Here is a 6696-nt window from a genome sequence, read left to right as displayed (position 1 = left end):
AAAGCCCGAACAAATGTCCTTGTGAACTATTCTATCAATAGGATATATAATTTTCTTGTCACAAAGATTATATAGGATTACTTACAAGACTAGTGGTGAAGACTAATGAAAGCTTGGTATGTGGTAATACTAGGGATATTGAGCGGATTAGTTAGCTTCTTTCTATTTACTTTTCTGGATTTTTACGCCTTCCTACAAGGACCTTCCTGGTGGTTCAACCCTATAGACGAGTACGTCCTGCCGATCGTAGTAGGGGTAGTAGTTGCCAACTTAGTTTCTGGAAAATTTAATACAATATTAAGGATTTATCTAAACTTAATATCAGGAGTGGTATCTTACGTAGGATCTTACGTGATTATATTAACGTTAATATCTATTCATCAACTTTTAATTTAACAAGGTTCCAAATTTTTTACATACTGAATTATTTATGAGGAACGGTGTAGGGACTGAATTGTGATGATCCCTAGGAAAATGATGAGTTTGCCGAGTACGGAGTAATGACGAAGTGAAGGTGGCTGATATACTTTATCTCTTTTCACAGATTGTTGTACAACCGCGTTCTTCAATCCTATTACATTCTATTCTAGTTACACCAACTACTCTCTCCAACTCCTTCCTAATTGTACTATCAATATATATCACTTTATAACCGGTTATGGATATCCATAGCTCACGTAACTCAGTTATAGCCAAATGGGGTTTTACTCTTAACATCTCTTCGAGCTTTTGATCATAATCCTTCTTTGTCGTGATTACCTTATATTCTTTATACACAACATCCCCGCTGATCCCACAAAAATCTAAGCCATCAACGTAAATTGTGATAAAGCCGTTTGATGAGAGAAGGAATGAAGTGTCTGTTCCTTCCAATTGGATATGATAGCTGTTAAGGTAGTGGCTCCACCTTCGAAATTTTCTCCCTCTAGCTTTTAATGAGACGATCGAGGATAAGCTAAAAGAGTACAGAACGTCTTGAGGCTGTATAGTGATAAAATCTGGATCACGAAAAATTGTTGACCCCTTACACTCGGCACTAACTATTTCGCCGTTACACACGTAAGAGTATTCAGGCAAAGGTGGAACTATTATTTCTTCCACTCTCTTTGTTTTTAACTTCACAATAATATGATATTAAATTACCAAATTAAAGTAGTTTTCTACTTTTGATATTATAACATTAATATGATAGAAAAACCCTTGTTTTAAGGATATAAGCTTTTTAAATAAGTTGATAGAATGTTTATTGATCAAGCATGGCTGTAAACGATAAAATATTTTACGTGGTAACCCTAATTGTTCTATTGATAGATATAATAATATATTCTATCTATCCAGTATTTAATAGTGCAACAGAGACAGTAGGTGGTCTAACTATCTTCTATTTCTACCAGATGATACTACTAATAGTTTCATCTATAATGTTCGTAGCCGTAAGTCTAATCTTCAAAAATAGGTGACGGAAAATGGCAATGGGCTTGCATGTTGATGGTTTAACCCTAGCCACTTTCGTCGTACTTTTTGCAATTTTCACATTTCTAGGTTTTTATGGTGCTAAGTGGAGGAAAGGAGATTTATCAAAACTCGATGAATGGGGACTAGGAGGAAGAAGGCTAGGCTGGTTAATAGTCTGGTTCCTGCTAGGAGCTGATTTATTCACAGCTTATACGTTTATAGCTGTACCATCGGCATTCTTAGCAAAAGGAGCGATATATTGGTTCGCTGTACCATATGTAGCTTGGGGATTCGGAGTAGCACTGCTAACAATGCCGAGACTCTGGATAGTTGCTAAAAATAAGGGTTATGTTACAGCGGCTGATTTCGTGAAGGATAGGTTTAATAATAAGCCCTTAGCAATAGCCGTGGCATTAACTGGAGCAGTAGCTGAGTTGCCATATATCGCGTTGCAGATCGTAGGAATGGAGGCTGTTCTAGCTGTATTGTTGGTAGGGTTAGGAATATCACCGCATGCAACGATTGCGGGCTTAAGTGTAACAGAACTAGCTTTACTACTAGCATTCATAGTCCTAGCTGCGTTTACAATAACTAGTGGGCTAAGGGGAGCTGCTTTATCTGGTATATTCAAGGACATCTTAGTGTGGATCACTGTAATTACAGTAGCTGTGTATATACCGCTCATACACGGAGGTTACGGAGCAGCTCTAAGTGCTGCACAGTCTTACTTATCTCATCCTAAGAGCGGTATACACAATGTTGTGGCGTTAAAGTCGGCTCTCGGTTATACAGTGCTTCCCTCTCAACTTTACGCTGCTTACTTTTCCTTAGCTTTAGGAAGTGCTCTAGCCTTATACTTATATCCTCACGCTATAAACGGTTCCTTATCATCTGAGAGTAGAGAGAAGCTGAAGTTGAGCACATCGTTATTGCCTATATACGGAATCGGCTTAGCTTTAATCACTCTATTTGGCATTTTAATATATTTAGTACCGAGCGCGTTAAACCTTGTAATAACTACTAAGAATGGTTCGTTAACAGTTCCCGCTTTGATAGCTGCTTCAATGCCTGATTGGTTTGTAGGTTTAGCTTTCTTAGCTATATTCATCGGTGGGTTAGTGCCAGCAGCGATCATGGCTATAGGTGTGGCTAACTTGTTAACGAGAAACGTAATAGGTGAGTTTACAAAGCTATCTCCCTCAAGTGAGGCTAGGTTAGCAAAGATCTTGTCTACAGTGTTCAAGTTTGTTGCGTTAGCTTTCGTATTTGTAGTTCCTCCTACCTATGCAATTCAGCTTCAACTATTAGGCGGAATACTTATTTCCCAAACATTACCGGCTGTATTCATCGCTCTATATACCGACAAGTTAGAGGGTAATTCAACACTAGCAGGTTGGATAGTAGGAATGGCTAGCGGAATTTATTTAACCCTCTATGTAAACCACTTCGGGCCACTAGTGAGCTCGTTCTTTAATACCCCTATGGGTCCGATTTATATAGCATTAATAGCGTTGTCATTGAACTTAATAACCACAGTTGTTGGTTCATTAATAGCCAGACTAGCAGGCTGGAAACCTATCTCAGTAATAACGGCACAGGACTTCGAGATAGAAGTTCAGAGCCCTTCAAAGCAGAATTAAGTTAAGTAATAATGACTTTTTTCTTTTATATTTTTATTATCTATAACATTATTATTATTCTACGCTTTTTTGTTTAGTTAATTTTAAATAATTAGCTATCTTGCCGTAACTTCATATTGATAGTTGATTATCAATATAGACTTACGATATAGCGAACTTTATGTTTTCAAAAGATTAAAAGCTTCCTTATTTTAGGGAGAAAATCAGATTATATGTATACATGTATAAACTTTAATATCATCGTGGCTACTTTGGTTTTTATCTCACTACGTTAATCACTCACTTAGAGTCTCAAGTATTATCTTAGTAGCTGACTCGCTTAACTGACGTTAAATTTTGTTCATATTTTAGGTGTCTTTAAAACTCTCCTTTCTGTAATTATATCCTAACTTTATAACTCGCTATACAGATTACATAGATATATTTCGTTAAATAATTGACTTCCGTTACTCTTTCGTAGTTAGGACACTCATGGTCTCTCATTTCAGTATAATTCCAAAGTTTTATTAATTAAAAAGTATCAAATTATTGCGAAGGTCTATATAGAATTAATTATACTTAAGACATCATGTTTACACTTACTAGCTCAAACGTCGTTAATTGTAAAAAAACTTATAAATCGTTCTCGCACTATAATTATAATGTCGGGACAGATGTAAGAGACCCGCCGTAGCTCAGCCCGGTTCTAGAGCGCCCGGCTGTAGGTGGATTAGCTGGTACCGGGTGGTCCGGGGTTCAAGTCCCCGCGGCGGGACTATATTTCTACCAAATTGTTTACACTAAAATATTATTTCCATTCTCTCCGTGAGAGACATAAACTACTCTTGGTTTAAGCTCTTTTATCCTCTGTATACTCTTCAAAAGCTCTTCTATATTCTCATGTATTACGGGCATTCTAAGCCCGTTCCTAGTCCCTTGTAACATATCCCCAACAATTATTGAGTTATCAGATGGTATGTAAATAGAGATTGAGTCCGACGTATGACCTGGCGTGTATAAAATCTGGAGACCATCTAATTCCTCTTCAGTTAACTCGCAGTCCGGTTCAATTCCCCTGAAGTTTTTCTTTGTAAAGGACGAAAAAGCGCCAATTAGGAGTTTGTAAGTGAAGGAGTGTACTACTGGTTTCCTAATCTCCTCTCCTCTAAGATTCTTTACTCCTTCCTTGTGAATGCAGAACTGTGCGTTCCGTAATGCGTTCTTAAGTTCATAGGCACTGCCTATATGGTCTATGTGAGAATGAGTAAATATTACATATTTAACACGATCCTTATTAACTTCCGCAAGTATCTTCTGAGCAGAGTTAGGTAAACCGCTGTCCACTATTACTTGGTCACCGTTATCTAAATTGATAATGAAAGATTTTACGAATCTCATTTTGATTTCTTTAACATTCATGAGATAATTTTGTCCTACAGTTATTTAGCATTAACTTATTAACATAATGTGTAAAGTTACATGAAGTTTTGTGGCAATATTGATCAGGATCGTTAAACCTAACGTTCAATCTGACGATTTATTCTAATAAAATAAGGTTAAATATTGATTTTTAATAAATCACAAACTCGTGGAATACGAGTATTTAACTAAGATAAAACCAGTTCTAGATTATGATGTAGAAGAAAAAGACAGCCAAATTGCACTAATTATTAGGGAGAATAAGCCAGAAGCATATATCTACGGTGACAACAAAGTAAACACCTTCGGATTTCCAGAAGAAGTAGTTTGGGCTGATAATGACAGACTCCTGATAACTATAGATCCAGAGGGTGGAGAGAGGAGGGGAATTTATGAGTGGGAGAAGGGATGGGAGAAACCAAAACCTCTCTTAGTCGACAAATACGATAATTCCTCTCCTATGGTCACCATTTACGGAATCCTCTTCATTTCTAATAGGGACGGGAAGACTTTACACCTCTATTTGTACGACGGTAAGAAGATCGAAAATATAAGCAAGGGAGAAGAGCCTGTAGGTGGTTATTGTACTAATGGAGAGCTGATAGTCTATTCTCAAGGAATATACGATGACAATATTTATGTCTCCGACTTCACTGGAAATGCAATAAAGGAGTTATCCTTTGACGAGAGCGAACAAATAGTCCCGTCGGAAAACTGCTTCTTAAGTAAGGACAAGTTTATATTCCTCTCAAATCATAACGGTACTTTTGGGTTATATTCCTATGATATCAAAAAGGACGAGATTTCCAGTATAATTAACGTCTCGGATTATGACATTAATGAGGCTGTAGTTTACAACGAAAAGGTGTTATACACTTTAATAAAGGACGGTAAGAGTGAGCTATTACAAGTCCCTAACATACATCTTGAAAAGGGTGGTTATATCCACGACCTGAAGGTTGTAAAGAATTCTGTGTATTACCTGATGTCAAAACATTCCAGGGCTACAGACTTGTACGTAATTGAAGGTAAATTGAGCCAGAGGCTTACCGACTCAATGAACGGAGTCAAGGATGAATTCGTGAGCCCTACATCAGTAACTTATGACTCTGATGGTATTAAAATCCACGCGTTATTATACAGTAGGGGAAATGAGGACAAGGGAGTAGTTTACATACACGGGGGCCCGGACTTCCAATGTGTTGACAGCTTTAACCCTGAAATACAATTCCTGGTGAAGAAGGGGTTCAAGGTGATCTGTCCTGATTATAGGGGGAGCACCGGTTATGGTAGGAAGTTCAATCACATGAACGACAAGGATCTAGGAGGAGGAGACCTACGCGACGTTATTAATGCGGTTAAAGTACTAAACGTGAAGAAGGTAGCAGTTACTGGTGCTAGTTACGGCGGATATTTAACAATGATGGCCGTGACTAAATACCCTGACCTATGGTGTTCTGCAGTGGCTGTAGTACCGTTCGTCAACTGGTTCACTGAGAAACAGTTCGAGAGGGAGGTATTGAAACAATACGATGAAATAAAGATCGGTAACGATGAGGCTTTACTTAGGGATAGGTCACCGATCTTTTTCGTGGATAGAATAAAGGCACCATTAATGCTTTTGGCTGGCCAAAACGATCCCAGATGTCCTGCTGAAGAAACAATCCAGGTTGTTGAGGTGCTGAAGAAGCTGGGTAGGCAAGTTGAGTACAAGATATATGAAGGAGAAGGTCATGGGTTTATGAAGATAGAAAATTACATTGACTCAATAAAGAAGGCCGTTGAGTTCATTGCAAACCACTGTAAATAACGTTTTTACATCTATGTAAATAATATATTTTTCATGAAAACTTGAGTAATTATTTAAAAATATGCAAAGAAGGGTGGAATTCCGGTAATAATAAATGACACTGTCTACGTAGGAATACCATCTTTAGGTAGTGTAGCAGCGGTAAATCTGTTTACTGGTAAAATACTTTGGGAAACCAGACAACCAGATTTAGGAATACCTCCTAAGTTGCCCGGAGGTCCTAGAGGTAGCCCGACTTACTACCACGGATTATTGTGGGTAGCAGCAGGAGGAGACTGTAACACTTTCACGTAACTTTTAAATACTTCTAATTACTTTTAATTACTGTGGAGAGGTATCTAACACCTAGTGAGGTTGCTGAAATATTCGGCATGAGCAGAAGTGGTGTTATTA

At 37.8% G+C, this 6696-nt stretch carries 6 protein-coding genes, 1 tRNA gene and 1 pseudogene; 6 read left to right on the top strand and 2 right to left on the bottom strand.

The window, feature by feature from the left end; genetic code table 11:
• Positions 1–105: 105 nt before the first annotated feature.
• On the top strand, positions 106–396 hold the full coding sequence (locus WIW52_RS05400; RefSeq protein ID WP_337701970.1) for a hypothetical protein: 291 nt from the start codon (positions 106–108) through the stop codon (positions 394–396).
• A 132-nt stretch (positions 397–528) separates the two neighbouring features.
• On the opposite strand, the gene WIW52_RS05395 is transcribed toward WIW52_RS05400, so the two are convergent.
• The gene (locus tag WIW52_RS05395) at positions 529–1122 is read right to left on the bottom strand and encodes a hypothetical protein (RefSeq protein ID WP_337709117.1); all 594 of its coding nucleotides are present in this window, start codon (positions 1120–1122) and stop codon (positions 529–531) included.
• A gap of 134 nt (positions 1123–1256) precedes the next feature.
• Here WIW52_RS05395 and WIW52_RS05390 point away from each other — a divergent pair, with 134 nt between their 5' ends.
• The 3 genes from WIW52_RS05390 (at position 1257) to WIW52_RS05380 (ending at position 3849) form a co-directional block, all read left to right on the top strand.
• Positions 1257–1460, top strand: coding sequence for a hypothetical protein (locus WIW52_RS05390; RefSeq protein WP_337709115.1), 204 nt, complete (start codon positions 1257–1259; stop codon positions 1458–1460).
• A gap of 6 nt (positions 1461–1466) precedes the next feature.
• Positions 1467–3095 carry a sodium:solute symporter family protein gene (locus WIW52_RS05385; protein ID WP_337709114.1) on the top strand — a complete coding sequence of 543 codons (1629 nt, stop codon included), beginning with the start codon at positions 1467–1469 and terminating at the stop codon, positions 3093–3095.
• 663 nt (positions 3096–3758) lie between these two features.
• Positions 3759–3849: transfer RNA gene (locus WIW52_RS05380), tRNA-Tyr, on the top strand.
• Positions 3850–3869: 20 nt separating this feature from the next.
• On the opposite strand, the gene WIW52_RS05375 is transcribed toward WIW52_RS05380, so the two are convergent.
• Positions 3870–4472, bottom strand: a complete 603-nt coding sequence (locus tag WIW52_RS05375) for an MBL fold metallo-hydrolase (RefSeq protein ID WP_337709112.1) — start codon at positions 4470–4472, stop codon at positions 3870–3872.
• A gap of 190 nt (positions 4473–4662) precedes the next feature.
• On the opposite strand from WIW52_RS05375, the gene WIW52_RS05370 reads away from it, so the two are divergent.
• On the top strand, positions 4663–6303 hold the full coding sequence (locus tag WIW52_RS05370; RefSeq protein WP_337709110.1) for a S9 family peptidase: 1641 nt from the start codon (positions 4663–4665) through the stop codon (positions 6301–6303).
• Positions 6304–6629: 326 nt separating this feature from the next.
• Positions 6630–6696: pseudogene (locus WIW52_RS05365) on the top strand (IS607 family transposase); the annotation flags it as partial.

The sequence above is a fragment of the Stygiolobus sp. RP850M genome (genome assembly GCF_037389295.1).
Lineage (GTDB): Archaea > Thermoproteota > Thermoprotei_A > Sulfolobales > Sulfolobaceae > Stygiolobus.
This window is presented reverse-complemented; position numbering and strand designations above follow the sequence as displayed.

Bases quoted from the DNA above. Each gene is read 5' to 3' on its own strand.
- WIW52_RS05400 (WP_337701970.1), top strand. From the start codon at position 106: ATGAAAGCTTGGTATGTGGTAATACTAGGGATATTGAGCGGATTAGTT.
- WIW52_RS05390 (WP_337709115.1), top strand. From the start codon at position 1,257: ATGGCTGTAAACGATAAAATATTTTACGTGGTAACCCTAATTGTTCTA.
- WIW52_RS05385 (WP_337709114.1), top strand. From the start codon at position 1,467: ATGGCAATGGGCTTGCATGTTGATGGTTTAACCCTAGCCACTTTCGTC.
- WIW52_RS05375 (WP_337709112.1), bottom strand. From the start codon at position 4,472: ATGAGATTCGTAAAATCTTTCATTATCAATTTAGATAACGGTGACCAA.